Source organism: Burkholderia sp. HI2500, assembly GCF_002223055.1.
Lineage (GTDB): Bacteria > Pseudomonadota > Gammaproteobacteria > Burkholderiales > Burkholderiaceae > Burkholderia.
In genome coordinates, this window is the sequence record NZ_NKFL01000004.1 from 398,345 (window position 1) to 412,780 (window position 14,436).

The 14,436-nt window shown below is 62.2% G+C and carries 11 protein-coding genes; all 11 read left to right on the forward strand.

Translation table 11 applies throughout. From position 1 onward, the window contains the following. Window positions 1-5: 5 nt before the first annotated feature. The gene (rfbA, locus tag CFB45_RS04340) at window positions 6-899 is read left to right on the forward strand and encodes a glucose-1-phosphate thymidylyltransferase RfbA (protein ID WP_089424663.1); all 894 of its coding nucleotides are present in this window, start codon (window positions 6-8) and stop codon (window positions 897-899) included. Continuing rightward, a complete protein-coding gene (gene rfbC / locus CFB45_RS04345) occupies window positions 884-1,435 on the forward strand; it encodes a dTDP-4-dehydrorhamnose 3,5-epimerase (RefSeq protein ID WP_089424664.1) in 552 nt (183 codons plus the stop codon). Before rfbA ends, rfbC begins: the two co-directional genes overlap by 16 nt. Continuing rightward, window positions 1,428-2,327: a dTDP-4-dehydrorhamnose reductase gene (rfbD, locus tag CFB45_RS04350; protein ID WP_089424665.1), complete on the forward strand. Its 900-nt coding sequence runs from the start codon at window positions 1,428-1,430 to the stop codon at window positions 2,325-2,327. Before rfbC ends, rfbD begins: the two co-directional genes overlap by 8 nt. A 402-nt stretch (window positions 2,328-2,729) precedes the next feature. After that, window positions 2,730-4,178 (forward strand): mannose-1-phosphate guanylyltransferase/mannose-6-phosphate isomerase, encoded by a 1,449-nt coding sequence (locus CFB45_RS04355; protein ID WP_089424666.1) that lies wholly within the window; start codon window positions 2,730-2,732, stop codon window positions 4,176-4,178. Further along, a complete protein-coding gene (locus CFB45_RS04360) occupies window positions 4,178-4,972 on the forward strand; it encodes an ABC transporter permease (RefSeq protein ID WP_089424667.1) in 795 nt (264 codons plus the stop codon). The genes CFB45_RS04355 and CFB45_RS04360 overlap by 1 nt, the downstream gene beginning before the upstream one ends. Beyond that, window positions 4,972-6,192 (forward strand): ABC transporter ATP-binding protein, encoded by a 1,221-nt coding sequence (locus CFB45_RS04365; RefSeq protein WP_089424668.1) that lies wholly within the window; start codon window positions 4,972-4,974, stop codon window positions 6,190-6,192. The genes CFB45_RS04360 and CFB45_RS04365 overlap by 1 nt, the downstream gene beginning before the upstream one ends. Further along, window positions 6,159-7,628, forward strand: coding sequence for a methyltransferase domain-containing protein (locus CFB45_RS04370; RefSeq protein WP_254600199.1), 1,470 nt, complete (start codon window positions 6,159-6,161; stop codon window positions 7,626-7,628). Before CFB45_RS04365 ends, CFB45_RS04370 begins: the two co-directional genes overlap by 34 nt. After that, window positions 7,628-11,338: a glycosyltransferase gene (locus CFB45_RS04375; RefSeq protein ID WP_089424670.1), complete on the forward strand. Its 3,711-nt coding sequence runs from the start codon at window positions 7,628-7,630 to the stop codon at window positions 11,336-11,338. The genes CFB45_RS04370 and CFB45_RS04375 overlap by 1 nt, the downstream gene beginning before the upstream one ends. Window positions 11,339-11,353: 15 nt before the next feature. Then, window positions 11,354-12,388: a GDP-mannose 4,6-dehydratase gene (gmd, locus tag CFB45_RS04380; protein WP_089424671.1), complete on the forward strand. Its 1,035-nt coding sequence runs from the start codon at window positions 11,354-11,356 to the stop codon at window positions 12,386-12,388. Continuing rightward, window positions 12,366-13,283, forward strand: coding sequence for an NAD-dependent epimerase/dehydratase family protein (locus CFB45_RS04385; protein WP_089424672.1), 918 nt, complete (start codon window positions 12,366-12,368; stop codon window positions 13,281-13,283). Before gmd ends, CFB45_RS04385 begins: the two co-directional genes overlap by 23 nt. Beyond that, on the forward strand, window positions 13,280-14,431 hold the full coding sequence (locus tag CFB45_RS04390) for a glycosyltransferase family 4 protein (RefSeq protein ID WP_089424673.1): 1,152 nt from the start codon (window positions 13,280-13,282) through the stop codon (window positions 14,429-14,431). The genes CFB45_RS04385 and CFB45_RS04390 overlap by 4 nt, the downstream gene beginning before the upstream one ends. Window positions 14,432-14,436 lie beyond the last annotated feature (5 nt).

The following is a 14,436-nucleotide window of genomic DNA, read 5'->3' on the forward strand; positions in this document are numbered from 1 at the left end:
TGGCGATGGCACGCAAGGGCATCATTCTCGCCGGCGGTTCAGGCACACGGCTGTATCCGATTACACACGCGGTATCGAAGCAGTTGCTGCCGGTGTACGACAAGCCGATGATCTACTACCCGCTGTCGACGCTGATGATCGCGGGCATTCGAGACGTGCTGATCATCTCGACACCGCAGGACACGCCGCGCTTCGAGTCGATGCTCGGTGATGGCAGCCAGTGGGGGATGAATATCGCGTATGCGACGCAGCCGTCGCCGGACGGACTTGCGCAGGCGTTCGTCATCGGCCGGACCTTTGTCGGCAACGATCCTTCGGCGCTCATTCTCGGCGACAACATTTTCTACGGGCACGATCTCGCGAAGCAGCTCGAGCGCGCGAACGAGCGCGATGCAGGCGCGACCGTGTTCGCCTATCACGTGCACGACCCCGAGCGTTACGGCGTGGTGGAGTTCGATCGGAACTTCCGCGCGCTGTCGATCGAGGAGAAGCCCGCGCAGCCGCGTTCGCAGTATGCGGTTACCGGGCTGTACTTCTATGACAACCGCGTGTGCGACATCGCGGCAGACATCAAGCCGTCGGCGCGCGGCGAACTGGAAATCACCGACGTCAATTCACGGTATCTCGCGGACGGTGCATTGAATGTCGAGATCATGGGGCGCGGCTATGCGTGGCTCGATACAGGCACGCACGATTCGCTGATCGAGGCGGCGACGTTCATCGCGACGCTGCAGAAGCGTCAAGGGCTCGTGGTCGCGTGTCCCGAGGAGATCGCGTACCGCCGCAACTGGATCGACGCGGAGCAGGTGCTGAAGCTGGCACAGCCGCTCGCGAAGAACGCCTACGGACAGTATCTCCGGAACCTACTCACCCACCAGGTCGCATGGCAATCCACGTAACGACAACGGCACTGCCCGAAGTCAAGCTCATCGAGCCGAAGGTCTTCGGCGACACGCGCGGTTATTTCTACGAAAGCTTCAACGGGCGCGAGTTCGCGCAAGGCGTCGGGGCCGACGTCGAATTCGTCCAGGACAACCATTCGCGATCGACGAAGGGCGTGCTGCGCGGGCTGCATTACCAGATCGAACATGCGCAGGGCAAGCTCGTGCGCGTGATCGAAGGCGAGGTATTCGATGTGGCGGTGGACATTCGCCGCAGCTCGCCGAATTTCGGGAAGTGGGTCGGCATGGTTCTGTCGGCGGACAACCATCGTCAGCTTTGGGTGCCGCCCGGTTTCGCGCACGGTTTCGTCGTGTTGTCGGCGGCCGCGCAATTCCTTTACAAGACCACCGATTACTGGTTTCCCGAGCACGAGCGCAGCATCATCTGGAACGACCCGGAGATTGGAATCGCTTGGCCGATCGACGGCGAGCCGGTCCTGGCATCGAAGGACGCGGCCGGCAAGCGTTTGAGCGAATCCGACGTCTATGCGTAAAGGCGACACGAACGCCTCACCGACGATCCTCGTGACGGGCGTGAACGGGCAGGTTGGCTTCGAGCTGTTGCGGACGCTGCAGGGGCTCGGGCGTGTGGTGCCGTGTGACAGGTCGACACTCGATCTGTCCGATCTCGAGCGCGTGCGCACGTTCGTGCGGGACGTGAAGCCGTCCCTGATCGTCAACCCTGCCGCGTATACCGCGGTGGATCAGGCAGAGACCGACGTCGATGCTGCACGCCGCCTGAATGCCGACCTGCCGCGTGTATTCGCGGAGGAGATGGCGCGCAGCGGCGGTGCGCTCATTCACTATTCGACCGACTACGTGTTCGACGGTACGAACACCGAGGCGTATACGGAAACCGATGCGACGAATCCCGCCAACGTTTATGGCGCGACCAAGCGTGACGGCGAACGGGCGATTGCGGCGACCGGGTGCGCGCATCTGATTCTGCGAACGAGCTGGGTGTACGGCCGGCGCGGCAGGAACTTCCTGCTGACGATGCTGAAGCTGGGTGCCGAGCGCCCCGAACTGCGGATTGTCGCGGACCAGGTCGGTGCACCGACGTGGTCGAAGACGATCGCCGCCGCGACGTCGCACATCGTCGCGCAGGGCACGGCATCGATCGGGACCGACTGGTGGGCGCGCCGCTCCGGCGTCTATCACCTGACCTCGGCCGGCGCGACGTCGTGGTGCGGTTTCGCCGAAGCCATCTTCGCGGTCGCCATGGCATCGCATGCACCGAAAATCGTGCCTATTGCGTCGAGCGACTATCCGACGCCGGCAAAACGGCCTGCGAATTCGAGACTGGCGATGGACAAGCTGGGCGCGACGTTCGGACTGCGGATGCCTGACTGGCGCGATGCGCTGGCGCTGTGTCTAGCCGAATGATCCTGTCCCGGAGCGGGCTGATCGTCTGGCGGGCGAAGCCCGGATGGCGGTCGCGGAGGCCGGCTCTCGGCCCGGAGGGCGTTGCCAGGCTTGACGCAGCGACCGTTCTGGTGCGTTCGGCGAGTTTTAAGTGACCGATTGGTAACGCTCGGGTACGTGACCCGGTGGTTTGGCTGCCGATCAGGATCGAGCAGGGGCACGACGGTCGCGCTGCGTGCGCGTTCGGGCCTTGTCTGGCGGCCGTCCCGGGTCAACCGCCGTTTTCGGTGGGAGTGGTGCCGGCTATAATTCCGTTCCGGCCGGGTCTCGCATGACCGGCTGGCAACCATGCCGGCCGGTGTATGGATGTAAGTGGCGAAGGCGTTGGCTTCGCCAGCGAATACTAAATGTGGAGTGAATGTGATGTTAATCCCCGTCATCCTGTCCGGTGGTGCCGGTACGCGACTTTGGCCCGTCTCTCGCGAAGGGCATCCCAAACCGTTCATGAAGCTCGCCGATGGCGAGAGTCTGCTGCTGAAAACCTACCGTCGCGCTGCCGCGGCGGTCGGCGGCGGTGACGACGCCCAGGGCGGAGAATTGCTGACGGTCACCAACCGCGACTACTACTTCATGAGCAAGGACGAGTTCGTGAGCGCGGCGCTCGGCGAACAGCGGCCCGGCGTGTTCATGCTCGAGCCGGCCGGTCGCAACACGGCGCCCGCCGTGGCAATGGCAGCGCATCATGTCGCTGAAAAATACGGGCGCGACGCACTGATGCTGGTGCTCGCGGCCGATCACCTGGTGCAGGACCAGAAGGGTTTCGTGGCCGCTGTCGCGAGCGCAGCCGAACTGGCGAAGCAGGGCCGGCTGGTGACGTTCGGCATCGTGCCGACGAGCCCGGATACCGGCTTCGGCTATATCGAGGCAGGCGAGCCTGTCGGAGCCGGCCGAGCGGCGCTGCGCTTCGTCGAGAAGCCGGATGCAGCGAAGGCGGCGGAGTACCTGGCAGCGGGCAACTACCTGTGGAACTCGGGCATGTTCTGTTTCAAGGCCGGCGTCATTCTCGACGAGATGGCGCGTCATGCGCCGGACGTCGCCGCTGCCGCCGAAGCATGCTGGGCGGCGCTGCAGGAAGCCAACAAGACGTCGACGCAAATGCTCGAGATTCCCGCCGAATCGTTCGAGAAGATGCCCGACATCTCGATCGACTATGCAGTGATGGAGCGCTCGTCGAACGTGGCGGTGGTGCCCGCCAGCTTCGGTTGGAGCGACATCGGCTCGTGGGGCGCGGTGCGCGACCTGGTCGAGCCTGACCAGGACAGCAATCGGGCCGTCGGCGATGCGATCTTCGTCGATAGCCGCAACATGTACGTGCAGACGCAGGATCGCGTCGTGGCGTCGGTCGGCGTGGCCGACCTGATGATCATCGATACACCGGACGCATTGCTGGTCGCCCATCCTGACCGCGCGCAGGATGTGAAGCAGGTGGTCGCCCGGCTGAAGAAACGTAATCACGACGCGTACAAGCTGCACCGCACCGTGAGCCGCCCGTGGGGTACCTACACGGTGCTGGAAGAGGGGCCGCGGTTCAAGATCAAGCGGATCGAAGTCAAGCCGGGTGCGAGCCTGAGCCTTCAGATGCACCACCATCGCAGCGAGCACTGGATCGTCGTGAGCGGGATGGCCAAGGTCGTCAACGGCGATCAGGAGATTTTCGTCCGGACCAACGAGTCCACCTATATTCCTGCGGGGCACAAGCACCGCCTCGAGAATCCGGGTGTGCTGGACCTGGTGATGATCGAGGTGCAGAGCGGCGAGTATCTGGGAGAGGACGACATCGTTCGTTTCCAAGATGTATACGGGCGGGCTTGATGCTGGGCATGCTGAGAGCCCTGTGGGCCTATCGCGGCTTCATCCTGGGAAGCGTCAAGCGGGAATTTCAGTCCAAGTACCGTAATTCCCTGCTGGGCGCAGCATGGACCGTCCTCAATCCGCTTGCGATGATCGTCGTTTATACGGTGATCTTCTCGCGTGTCATGCATGCCCGGTTGCCCGGCGTGGACAGCACCTTCGCGTACAGCGTTCACCTGTGCGCCGGCGTTCTGCCATGGGCCATGTTCGTGGAAGTCGTCAGCCGAGGGCAGACTGCTTTCATCGACAACGCCAACCTGCTGAAAAAGCTGAGCTTTCCGCGGCTGTGTCTGCCGGTGATCGTGGTCGCCAACGCGCTGGTCAGTTTCGTGATCGTCTTCGCGCTGTTCACTGCATTCCTGGTGATCACCGGGAATTTCCCCGGCATTTCGTATCTCGCGATTTTTCCGGTGCTGCTGGTGATGACGCTGTTCGCGATCGGCCTTGGCGTCACGCTGGGCGTGCTGAATGTATTTTTCCGTGATGTCGGGCAGTTCTTCGGAATCGTGCTGAATTTCTGGTTCTGGCTGACGCCGATCGTCTATTCGGTCAACATTCTGCCGGATAGCGTGAAGTCCGCGATGCGATTCAATCCGATGGCGCCGGTGATCCAGTCGTTCCAGGTCGTACTGGTGCAGCGCGTATGGCCGGACTGGCAGGCGCTCTGGCTGCCGGCCGTGTTGGGTATCGTCCTGTGTCTTTTTGGCCTGGGCCTGTTCCGCAAGCATGCGGGCGAAATGGTGGATGAACTCTGATGGGCACCATTACCGTTACCAATCTGGGCAAGGCCTACAAGCAGTACCCGACACGCTGGTCACGTCTCGTCGAGTGGATGGACCCGCGTCGCAAGGAGCATCACAAGCTGCACTGGGTGCTGCGCGACGTGAATTTTTCGGTGCGCGCCGGCGAGGCGATCGGCATCATCGGCATCAACGGCGCGGGCAAGAGCACGCTGCTGAAAATGATCGTCGGGACCACGCAGCCGACTGTTGGCAGCGTGTCGATGACCGGGCGCGTCGCTGCACTGCTGGAGCTCGGGATGGGGTTTCATCCGGACTTCACCGGGCGCCAGAACGTGATGATGGCCGGTCAGTTGCTGGGCTACAGCGTCGACGAACTGACCGCGATGATGCCCGAGATCGAAGCGTTTGCCGAAATCGGCGAATACATCGATCAGCCGGTGCGCGTGTACTCCAGCGGCATGCAGATGCGTCTCGCGTTCAGCGTCGCGACGGCTCGACGGCCCGACGTGTTGATCGTCGACGAAGCGCTATCGGTCGGCGATGCGTATTTTCAGCACAAGAGCTTCGACCGCATCCGCGAGTTCGGCAAGAAGGGCACGACGCTGTTGATCGTTGCGCACGACAAAGCCGCGATTCAGGCAATCTGCGACCGCGCGATCCTGCTGAATGCGGGGCGGCTGGAGATGGAGGGGCCGCCCGAAGCGGTCATGGACTACTACAACGCGATGCTGGCCGATCGTGAGAACAGTGAGGTCAGGCAGGAAAAGCTGGACAGTGGTGCGGTGCAGACCGTTTCCGGAACCGGCGAGGCACTGATCGACGAGGTTACGCTGCTCGATCGGTCAGGCCAGCCCGTCGAGATCATCGGCGTCGCGCAGCCAGTCGCGTTGCGCGTCAAGGTCAAATGCGTCAAGGCGATTCCCGAATTGGTCGTCGGGTACATGATCAAGGACAGGCTCGGGCAAACGGTGTTCGGAACGAACACCTATCACCTGAAGCAGGTGCTGGTCGATCTTGCCGAAGGCCAGATAGTGGAATTGCTTTTCGAATTCACGGCGAACATCGGCGTGGGCAGCTACTCGGTTGCCGTTGCACTGCATACGGGCGATGCGCATCTTGCAAATAACTACCAGTGGCGCGATCACGCGCTGGTGTTCAACGTCGTGAACATAAAGATGGATGATTTCGTCGGTGTGGCGTGGCTGCCGACGACGGTGAGGAGTTTGCCGTAGTGGACAGTTTTTATCGTGCGTTCGAGGACCGGCATCGCGGGTCGCGAGATCTGATCAAAAGCCGGCTGGCGAAGTACGCGGCGTTCTTTCAGCCGCTGGCGGCGTTGCACCCCGGCGCGATGACGTTCGATGTCGGGTGCGGTCGCGGCGAGTGGCTGGAACTGATGATCGAAGCCGGTTTTGTCGCGTCGGGTGTGGATCTCGACGACGAAATGCTTGAAGCGTGCCGTGAGCGAAATCTACCGGTATCGAAGGGCGACGCGATCGAGCATCTCGCGACGCTTGACTCGGACAGCCATGCGCTGATCTCGGCTTTTCACGTCGTCGAACACGTGAGCTTCGAGCAATTGAAGACGCTCGTGAGCGAAGCGCTGCGCGTGTTGAAGCCCGGTGGCCTGCTCATTCTCGAGACGCCCAATCCGGAAAACATCGCTGTGGCGACGTGCAACTTCTATATCGATCCGTCGCACCAGAAGCCGGTGCCTCCGATGCTGCTCTCGTTCGTTGCCGAACACGCTGGGTTCGATCGCGTCAAGGTCGTGCGTCTTCAGGAGCCCGAGGTATTGCGCGACGCGAAAACGAAGGTTCACCTCCTGAACATCCTCGGTAGCGTGAGTCCCGATTACGCGATCGTTGCGCAGAAGGCGGCCAGTTCGGCGCAAGGCGCGTTCGACGCGGCATTCGATGCCGATTACGGCCTGACGATCGATGTCCTTGCGGATCGCTACGAAACACGGCTGGCCTCGAATCTTTCTCATGTCGACGCGAGGGTGGAGCGTGCGGAGGAGGCGCTGCGGCTTTCCGCAGAGCGGTGGAGCGAGCTGGTCGACCGGCTGCAGACGGTGACCGAGCAGTTGAAGTTCGCAGAGGAGCGCTATCAGCGCGTCGAAGAGCGAAACCGGCTGGCTGACGAGCGACGCCAGCTTGTCGACGAGCGCAGCCAACTGGTCGAGGAGCGAAACCAACTGGTCGAGGAGCGAAACCAACTGGTGGACGGAGAGCGCCAGCATGTCGAGCGCCAGGTACTCGAATTGCAGGCACGCCTCGAACAGGCCGAGGCCATGATGCATCAGGCGAATGCGCAACTGCATGCGATGTATCACAGCACGTCGTGGAAAATCACCCGCCCGCTTCGGATCGTCGCGCTCGTGCTGAAGGGGCAAGGGAAGACGGTTTTCAAGGCCGGACTCAAGCGCGTCATTCAGCAGACTGCACGATTCGGCGACGAGCACCCTTCGTTCAGGCGGTTCGCCGTTTCCGTGCTCAACCGTTTTCCCGGTCTCAAGCAACGGCTGATTCCCGTTGTTTCCGGGACGGTGCGTCCCTATTCCGCACGACCCGACGTGCCGCCGGAGAGTCTGAGTCCGCGCGCGCAACAAATTCATGCTGCATTGGCATTTGCAGCGAAGAGCTACAGCAAGAAGGAGGGGGCGTAATGCGGATCGTCATCGATATGCAAGGTGCGCAGAGCACCGGTTCGCGCAATCGAGGCATCGGCCGTTACACCCAGGCGATTGCAAAAGGCCTGGTGCGCAATCGCGGAGAGCACGAGATCTTTCTGGCGCTGAGCGACCTGTTTCCCGAGACCATTGAGCCCATTCGCGAGGCGTTTTCACATGTGCTGCCGCTCGAGAACATTCGGGTCTGGCACGCCGCAGCCCCTGTTTCGCACGTTGAAAAATCGAACGATTGGCGGCGGCATGCGGCGGAACTGGGATTCGAGTCGTTCCTGTGTACATTGAAGCCGGATTTCATCTATGTCACGAGTTTGTTCGAGGGGCTTGGCGACGATGCGGTCACGAGCGTCCATCGACTGCAGCACGATATTCCGGTCGCGGTCACGCTTTACGACCTGATTCCGTATATCAACCCCGATCCGTACCTGAACAATCCGGTCATCAAGTCCTGGTATCTGGAGAAGGTCGACCATTTGCGCCGGGCTGATTTGTGGCTGGGTATTTCGGAGTCCTCGCGTCAAGAGGGCATCAAGTACCTGGGGCTGCCCGCAGACTGCTCGATCAACATCGGCACCGACGCAGACGATGCATTCCAGTCCATCGACGTTTCCCCGGAACGGGAAGCGACGTTGCGCAAGCAATACGGGCTGACGAAACCGTTTGTCCTGTACACCGGCGGCATCGATCACCGCAAGAACGTCGAAGGCCTGATTCGGGCCTATGCGCTTTTGCCTGAAGCGGTACGACGTGATCACCAATTGGCGATCGTGTGCTCGGTGCAGCCCGCGAATCGGCAGGAACTCGAGCGCTTGGCACAGCAGCATGGCCTGAGCCAGGGTGAGGTGGTGCTGACAGGCTTCGTGCCGGACGAGGATTTGCTGTATTTCTACAACCTGTGCACGCTGTTTGTGTTCCCGTCGTGGCACGAGGGTTTCGGTTTGCCCGCATTGGAGGCGATGCGCTGCGGGGCGCCCGTCATCGGCGCCAACACGTCCAGCTTGCCGGAAGTCATCGGTTGGGATGATGCATTGTTCGATCCGCATTCCGACGCGGCGATTGCCGACGCAATACGTCGCGGTCTGACCGATGCGCCGTTCCGCGAAGCATTGATTCGGCACGGGAAAGAGCAGTCGCGCCGCTTCTCGTGGGATGAAAGCGCACGCCGCACCATTGCAGCCATGGAGCAGTGGCATGTTCGGGGCAAGCAGCCCGCGCATCGACAGGAGTCGCGGCGCCCGAAGCTCGCCTATGTTTCTCCGCTGCCGCCTGCTCGCACCGGCATAGCGGACTACAGTGCCGAACTGCTGCCTGAGCTTGCGCATTTCTACGATATCGATGTCATCGTCGATCCGGATACCGCCGGGAATCCGCAGTTCGATGGCGTGATGGTAAGGTCTGCTCAGTGGTTCCTTGACCATGCCGGCTTGTATGACCGTGTGGTCTATCACTTCGGCAATTCGTCCTTCCATCGCTACATGTTTCCGCTTCTGGATGTCATTCCCGGAGTGGTGGTCCTGCATGACTTTTTCCTGTCGGGCATCGTTGCGGAAATGGACGGCCAGGGATGGCGGCCGGGTGGCCTGTCGCAGGCGTTGTATGAGGGCCACGGCTACGCCAGCCTGGCCGAGCGCCATCAAAAAGCGGATCCGGCGGATGTCGTCTGGAAGTATCCGTGCAGCCTGGAGGTGATTCAGAAGAGCCTGGGCCTGATCGTCCATTCCGGGAATTCGAAGCGCCAGGCCATGCGCTGGTATGGCGGCGACCTTGGCGACTGGGTCGAAATTCCCCACATGCGAGACAACGATGTCGACCTCGACCGGGCTGGCGCGCGCGCCGCACTCGGTATTGCGGAAAGCGACTATCTGGTCTGTGCGTTCGGATTGCTGGGGCCGATGAAGCTGAACCTGCAATTGCTGAAGGCATGGGCTGCATCGTGTCTGGCAAAGGACGCGACCTGTCATCTGGTGTTTGTCGGCGAGAACAATCCGGGGCAATACGGGCAGGACGTGTCGCGCCTGATCCGCGAGCTCGGTTCGACCGCCAACGTGCGGATCACGGGCTGGGCGGATATTTCGATTTTCCGCCAGTATCTCGCGGCTGCCGACGTCGGTGTGCAGTTGCGAACCCTGTCCAGAGGTGAAACGTCCGGCACTGTGCTGGATTGCATGAATTACGGCAAGGCCGTCATCGTCAACGCGAATGGCAGCATGGCCGACCTTGACGACGACGCCGTATGGAAACTGCCAGACGCATTTACCGAGCCGCAACTCGTCGAGGCGCTGGAAACCTTGCGCACCGATACCGAGTTGCGGACGAAACTGGGTCGTACCGCGCGGGAGCTCATCGTGAGCCGCCACGCTCCGGATCTGTGTGCGCAAGCGTATCGCGATGCAATCGAGCGCTTCCATGTTGCAGGGTTGGCGCATCCCGCGATACTGGCGCGCGCAGTCGTCGCAGAGGCCGGCACAGCCGAGGACAACCAGTTGCAGCAGGCCGCGGCGGCCATGGCCCGGAACGTCGTGCCGCGCAATGCGAAGCGGCAACTGCTGGTGGATATCTCCGAGCTCGCTCAACACGATGCGAAAAGTGGCATCCAGCGGGTGGTGAGGAGTCTTGTCAAGGAATGGCTGGAGCATCCCCCCGCCGGGTTCAGGGTGGAGCCGGTTTATGCGACGGCGGCGCAGTCGTATACTTATGCCCGCCGATTCACCGCCGAGCTGATGGGTTTCGAAGACGCGTGGCTGCATGACGCGCCTGTCGATTACGGGCCCGGCGACATCTTTCTCGGCCTGGACCTCGCGCCAGAGCTCGTGCCTGCGCAGCGGGCGTTCTACCAGAAGCTCCGGCACCAGGGCGTGCAGGTCAAGTTTGTCGTGTACGACCTGCTGTGTATTTTCCTGCCCCAATATTTCGGTCCCGGCGTTGCCGAGAATTTCGCCAAGTGGCTGGACGTCGTCGCGGAGAGCGACGGTGCGTTCTGCATTTCGGAGGCCGTCGCGGGCGATCTGGCTCGATGGATGGCGCAACATGCGCCGGAGCGCGCAGCCCGCTTCGCGATCGACTGGTTCCACCTGGGTGCGGATATTCAAAATTCCGTCGCATCGACGGGGCTTCCTGCCGATGCCGGGAACTTGCTGGCGACGCTGAAGAAATCACCGTCCTTCCTGATGGTCGGGACGCTGGAGCCTCGCAAGGGGCATGCGCAGATCCTGGATGCATTCGAACGGCTGTGGCAGGAAAATCGGCAGGTCAACCTTGTCCTGGTGGGCAAGCAAGGCTGGTTGGTAGGGGATCTGGTCCCGCGGCTGAAGAGGCATCCGGAACTCGGCCGGCGCCTGTTCTGGCTGGAGGGTATCAGCGACGAATATCTGGAAGCGCTTTACGCCGCATCGTCGTGCTTGATCGCCGGCTCATACGGAGAGGGCTTCGGCCTTCCGCTGATCGAGGCGGCTCAACACGGGATTTCCATCATTGCCCGGGATATCCCCGTGTTTCGGGAAGTCGCGGGAGATCACGCCTATTATTTCTCCAGTGAGACCGGGCAGGATCTGGCCGTTGAAATCAACGCCTGGCTGGAACTTGAAAGCAGGGGGCAGGCGCCTTCGTCCGAAGGCATGGCTTATTTGACCTGGGCCCAAAGTTCTCGCGACCTGGCGAAGCTTTTTACAAAAAGCGCATCACTTTCGTAAGGAAAGAGCATCACTATGAAGACAGTCATCATCACCGGCATCACCGGCCAGGACGGCGCCTATCTCGCCGAACTCCTGCTCGACAAGGGCTACACCGTTTACGGTACCTATCGTCGCACCAGCTCGGTGAATTTCTGGCGTATCGAAGAGCTGGGCATCGCCAAGCATCCGAACCTGCACCTGGTCGAATACGACCTGACCGACCTGTCGGCGAGCATTCGCCTGCTGCAGACGACCGGCGCGACCGAGGTGTACAACCTCGCGGCGCAGAGCTTCGTCGGCGTGTCGTTCGACCAGCCGGTCACGACCGCCGAGATCACCGGCGTCGGTCCGCTGAACCTGCTCGAGGCGATCCGCATCGTCAATCCGAAGGTTCGCTTCTACCAGGCAAGCACGTCCGAAATGTTCGGCAAGGTGCAGGCGATTCCGCAGATCGAATCGACGCCGTTCTATCCGCGCAGCCCGTATGGCGTGGCGAAGCTGTATGCGCACTGGATCACGGTGAACTACCGCGAGAGCTACGACATCTTTGGTTGCAGCGGGATCCTGTTCAATCACGAATCGCCGCTGCGCGGCCGCGAATTCGTCACGCGCAAGATCACCGATTCCGTCGCCAAGATCAAGCTCGGCCAGCTCGACGTGCTCGAACTGGGCAACATGGACGCGAAGCGCGACTGGGGCTTTGCGAAGGAATATGTCGAAGGTATGTGGCGCATGCTGCAGGCCGACGAACCGGATACGTTCGTGCTGGCCACGAACCGTACCGAAACCGTGCGCGACTTCGTGCGCATGGCATTCAAGGCGACCGGCGTCGACCTCGAATTCAAGGGCAGCGATGTGAACGAGATCGCCGTCGATGTCGCAACCGGCAAGACGGTGGTTCGCGTCAATCCGAAGTTCCATCGCCCGGCCGAGGTCGACCTGCTGATCGGCAATCCGGAGAAGGCGAAGCAGAAGCTGGGCTGGGAGCCGAAGACAACGCTCGAGCAGCTGTGCGCGATGATGGTTGAAGCGGATCTGCGACGCAATGAACTCGGCTTCTCGTTCTGACGTGCCGCGCGCGCTGGTCACGGGGCTCGGCGGCTTTACCGGCGACTATCTGGCGCAGTCGCTGAGGGCGGCTGGCTATCGTGTATTCGGCACCGCGCACGGTGCCGAAGCGATCGGGTCCGACATGTATCGGGTGGATCTGTGCGACCGCGCGGAACTGGCGAAAGTCGTCGCCGACGTACGGCCGGACGTGGTCGCGCATCTCGCCGCGATCGCGTTCGTCGCGCACGGTGATGCCGACGCGATCTATCGCACGAACGTGGTCGGCACGCGCAACCTGCTGGAGGCGCTTGCTAACCAGGAAAGCCGTCCGAAAGCGGTTTTGCTCGCCAGCAGCGCCAACATCTATGGCAACGCGGCGGTCGAGGTCATCGATGAATCCGTCGAGCCGAATCCGGCGAACGACTACGCGGTCAGCAAGCTGGCGATGGAGTACATGGCGCGCCTCTGGCACGACAAACTGCCGATCGTCGTTGCACGCCCGTTCAACTACACGGGCGTCGGCCAGTCGCCGCAGTTCCTGCTGCCGAAGATCGTCGGCCATTTCCAGCGCGGCGAGCGCGTGATCGAGCTCGGCAACATCGATGTCGAGCGCGATTTTTCCGATGTGCGCCGCGTGGTGGACGCGTACCGGCGCCTGCTGCAACTCGCGCCTGCCGGCGGCGTGTTCAACGTCTGCTCCGGCCGGGCGGTGTCGTTGAAGTCGGTGATCGCACTGATGGAGCAGATCGCCGGCTACTCGATCGAGGTGCGCGTCAATCCGGCTTTCGTGCGCGCGAATGAAGTGCGCCGATTGCAGGGCGACGGCACGCGGTTGCAGGCCGCAGTCGGGCCGCTCGAGGATATTCCGCTGGAAAGCACGCTGCGCTGGATGTTTGGCGGAGGGCGTGGGTGAAGGTAGGTTTCGGCACGACTGCGCTTGCCCGGAGCAGTGCGCATGGCGGTGTTGACGGCATCGGTTCGTATACGCGCGAATTGGGGCGGGCGCTGCTGGCGCGGGGCGGGATCGGCCTCGTTCCCGCGGGCTTCGGTGCGGTTGTCGGCAACGATGTGTTTCCGGGGGCTCGGCCGCCGGTCAATCTCGGTCGGCATGAGGTCGCGACGGTGCTGGGCGCGGTGACACCCTGGACGTCCATCGACGAAAGGGCGCTGCGCGCAGAAAGCGTGGACGTGTTCCATGCGACGGATCACCTGATTCCCAAACTGTCTTCGGCACCGGTCATCGCGACGCTGATGGACGCAATTCCGCTGTCGCATCCGGAATGGACGACGATCCGACTGGCGGCGCTGCGCCGCTGGTTACTGCGCCGCTCGGGAACCTGGGCTGATCATGTGATCACGATTTCCGATTATTCGAAGCGGGAAATCGTCGAGCATTTCGGCATCGCGCCGGAACGGATTTCCGTCGTTCCGCTGGGCGTGCATCCTCGTTTCTTCGAACGGATCGATCAGGCCGAGCGCGCCGAAGTACTGAAGCGGCTTGGCTTGCCGGCGCAATTCTTCCTGTGTGTGGGGACGCTGCAACCGCGGAAGAATCTCGAGCGGGTACTCGACGCGCACGCGGGCTTGCCGGCGGACCTGCGCCGTGCGATACCGCTGGTCATCGTCGGACGCGCCGGGTGGGGCTGCGAGCAACTCGTCGCGCGTTTGGGCGCGGGCGGTGACGGCAACGTTCGCTGGCTCCAGTATCTGCCCGATCACGACGTGCGCGCGCTGATGCAGTCGGCCAGCGCGCTCGTGTTCGCGTCGCTGTGCGAAGGTTTCGGGCTGCCTGTCGTGGAAGCCTTCGCGTCGGGATTGCCGGTCGTGGCGTCCAGCACGACATCCGTTCCCGAAGTCGCGGGCGATGCGGCGATTCTGGTCGATCCGTCTCGTACCGACGAGATAGCGGACGGCATGAGAATGATCGTCGAGCAGGAGGGCAAGGCCGATATGCTCCGCGGAGCCGGACTCGCGCGTGCGCGGGAACTGAACTGGTCGGCATGCGCCGAGAAGACGGTGGCCGTGTACGAAGCCGTTCTGCGCGGGACGCGTTATTCATGAGTCAA

What these genes read in the sequence shown, in the direction of transcription:
- CFB45_RS04355 (WP_089424666.1), top strand. Translation starts at nt 2,730, where the DNA reads ATGTTAATCCCCGTCATCCTGTCCGGTGGTGCCGGTACGCGACTTTGG.
- CFB45_RS04365 (WP_089424668.1), top strand. Translation starts at nt 4,972, where the DNA reads ATGGGCACCATTACCGTTACCAATCTGGGCAAGGCCTACAAGCAGTAC.
- gmd (WP_089424671.1), top strand. Translation starts at nt 11,354, where the DNA reads ATGAAGACAGTCATCATCACCGGCATCACCGGCCAGGACGGCGCCTAT.
- CFB45_RS04375 (WP_089424670.1), top strand. Translation starts at nt 7,628, where the DNA reads ATGCGGATCGTCATCGATATGCAAGGTGCGCAGAGCACCGGTTCGCGC.
- CFB45_RS04360 (WP_089424667.1), top strand. Translation starts at nt 4,178, where the DNA reads ATGCTGGGCATGCTGAGAGCCCTGTGGGCCTATCGCGGCTTCATCCTG.
- rfbC (WP_089424664.1), top strand. Translation starts at nt 884, where the DNA reads ATGGCAATCCACGTAACGACAACGGCACTGCCCGAAGTCAAGCTCATC.
- rfbA (WP_089424663.1), top strand. Translation starts at nt 6, where the DNA reads ATGGCACGCAAGGGCATCATTCTCGCCGGCGGTTCAGGCACACGGCTG.
- rfbD (WP_089424665.1), top strand. Translation starts at nt 1,428, where the DNA reads ATGCGTAAAGGCGACACGAACGCCTCACCGACGATCCTCGTGACGGGC.
- CFB45_RS04385 (WP_089424672.1), top strand. Translation starts at nt 12,366, where the DNA reads ATGAACTCGGCTTCTCGTTCTGACGTGCCGCGCGCGCTGGTCACGGGG.